General features: G+C 56.0%; 2 tRNA genes and 1 rRNA gene. All 3 read right to left on the bottom strand.

Features of this window, described 5'->3' with window-relative positions:
- Positions 1–377 precede the first annotated feature (377 nt).
- The 3 genes from ACQR1L_RS21355 to ACQR1L_RS21345 all read right to left on the bottom strand — a co-directional run bounded on the left by ACQR1L_RS21355 (position 378) and on the right by ACQR1L_RS21345 (position 2,427).
- Positions 378–453, bottom strand: a tRNA-Ala gene (locus tag ACQR1L_RS21355).
- Positions 454–599: 146 nt separating this feature from the next.
- Positions 600–676 (bottom strand) — tRNA-Ile (locus ACQR1L_RS21350).
- A gap of 262 nt (positions 677–938) precedes the next feature.
- Positions 939–2,427: ribosomal RNA gene (locus ACQR1L_RS21345) — 16S ribosomal RNA — on the bottom strand.
- Positions 2,428–2,500 lie beyond the last annotated feature (73 nt).

Here is a 2,500-nt window from a genome sequence, read left to right as displayed (position 1 = left end):
ACAAGCGTCAGGAAGCCGCAGGACACTGATTAGAAAGACCAGCTTGCTTCTTAAGATCGAACCGATCGCCGTGCGGTCAAGCGCAGCGAACAGAGTCATTTACAACAAGTGACAAGCTTCACAGCTCGATACTTGCGCCGAAATGACCCGGAGATAGTGAAGGCGTCGGTGCAAAGTCGAAGTGCGGACCGCTTGCGCGGTGCCCCTTCATTGCACGACCCAACTCGGATCGATCTCCTCTTCACGATGTCAGATAACACGCAGTCTTCTGTAATCCCGGTGAGGACCAAAAGATGCGAAATGTTGTCTCGCGGACGAATTGAACACGCTAGCAGCAGCTCCCTGGCCGCGCCACGCGTAGCCCGAAGGGCGAAGCGTGGTGGAGCCTGTCGGGATCGAACCGACGACCTCATGCTTGCAAAGCACGCGCTCTCCCAGCTGAGCTAAGGCCCCATACTCGGAAAGACGATGCGCAAGCTGCAGAACGTCGATGATCTCGGTCGGAGCGCCCTTCTTCGCCAAGTGGCTTCGCCGGGCACCATGCTTTGCCTCTCAGGCTCCTGCATGGCTGCGCCATGCGTAGCCCGAAGGGCGAAGCATGGTGGGCCTGGGAAGACTTGAACTTCCGACCTCACGCTTATCAAGCGCGCGCTCTAACCAACTGAGCTACAAGCCCTAACGCTTGAGAGGCTCGGATCAAGTCAACCACCCGGCGCTTTTCAGCGCCATGATGATGCACAGCGCCAAGCCCCAGGCAGCGTGTTCGTCCGCGAAGAAAGAGAAACGAAGACGGCGAAATCCCGCCAATGGAACTCAACCCGATCTGGCGATCGTGTTGGCCCCTGATGTTTCTAAAACAGCTCGATAGTGCGCGATCCGAAGATCGTGGCCAGCAAGATCTTGCGACCTTAAAGACCAGACTGAAGAGCCATCCTTAGAAAGGAGGTGATCCAGCCGCAGGTTCCCCTACGGCTACCTTGTTACGACTTCACCCCAGTCGCTGACCCTACCGTGGTCGGCTGCCTCCATTGCTGGTTAGCGCACCGCCTTCAGGTAAAGCCAACTCCCATGGTGTGACGGGCGGTGTGTACAAGGCCCGGGAACGTATTCACCGTGGCGTGCTGATCCACGATTACTAGCGATTCCAACTTCATGGGCTCGAGTTGCAGAGCCCAATCCGAACTGAGACGGCTTTTTGAGATTTGCGAAGGGTCACCCCTTAGCTTCCCACTGTCACCGCCATTGTAGCACGTGTGTAGCCCAGCCCGTAAGGGCCATGAGGACTTGACGTCATCCCCACCTTCCTCGCGGCTTATCACCGGCAGTCTCCTTAGAGTGCTCAACTAAATGGTAGCAACTAAGGACGGGGGTTGCGCTCGTTGCGGGACTTAACCCAACATCTCACGACACGAGCTGACGACAGCCATGCAGCACCTGTGTTTCGGGCTCCGAAGAGAAGGTCACGTCTCTGCGACCGGTCCCAAACATGTCAAGGGCTGGTAAGGTTCTGCGCGTTGCGTCGAATTAAACCACATGCTCCACCGCTTGTGCGGGCCCCCGTCAATTCCTTTGAGTTTTAATCTTGCGACCGTACTCCCCAGGCGGAATGCTTAAAGCGTTAGCTGCGCCACTAGTGAGTAAACCCACTAACGGCTGGCATTCATCGTTTACGGCGTGGACTACCAGGGTATCTAATCCTGTTTGCTCCCCACGCTTTCGTGCCTCAGCGTCAGTATCGGGCCAGTGAGCCGCCTTCGCCACTGGTGTTCTTGCGAATATCTACGAATTTCACCTCTACACTCGCAGTTCCACTCACCTCTCCCGAACTCAAGATCTTCAGTATCAAAGGCAGTTCTGGAGTTGAGCTCCAGGATTTCACCCCTGACTTAAAGACCCGCCTACGCACCCTTTACGCCCAGTGATTCCGAGCAACGCTAGCCCCCTTCGTATTACCGCGGCTGCTGGCACGAAGTTAGCCGGGGCTTATTCTTGCGGTACCGTCATTATCTTCCCGCACAAAAGAGCTTTACAACCCTAGGGCCTTCATCACTCACGCGGCATGGCTGGATCAGGCTTGCGCCCATTGTCCAATATTCCCCACTGCTGCCTCCCGTAGGAGTTTGGGCCGTGTCTCAGTCCCAATGTGGCTGATCATCCTCTCAGACCAGCTACTGATCGTCGCCTTGGTGGGCCATTACCCCACCAACTAGCTAATCAGACGCGGGCCGATCTTTCGGCGATAAATCTTTCCCCGTAAGGGCTTATCCGGTATTAGCACAAGTTTCCCTGTGTTGTTCCGAACCAAAAGGTACGTTCCCACGCGTTACTCACCCGTCTGCCGCTGACATATTGCTATGCCCGCTCGACTTGCATGTGTTAAGCCTGCCGCCAGCGTTCGCTCTGAGCCAGGATCAAACTCTCAAGTTGAACTTGAAGCTTTGAACCGGCTGATCACAACGTTTGACGAGGTCCCACCAATCGATCCCGCGCTTCACAGCGC

Source organism: Bradyrhizobium sp. HKCCYLR20261, assembly GCF_051168435.1.
Lineage (GTDB): Bacteria > Pseudomonadota > Alphaproteobacteria > Rhizobiales > Xanthobacteraceae > Bradyrhizobium.
The sequence above is the reverse complement of the archived record's forward strand: the minus strand, read 5'-3'. Positions and strand labels throughout refer to the sequence as shown.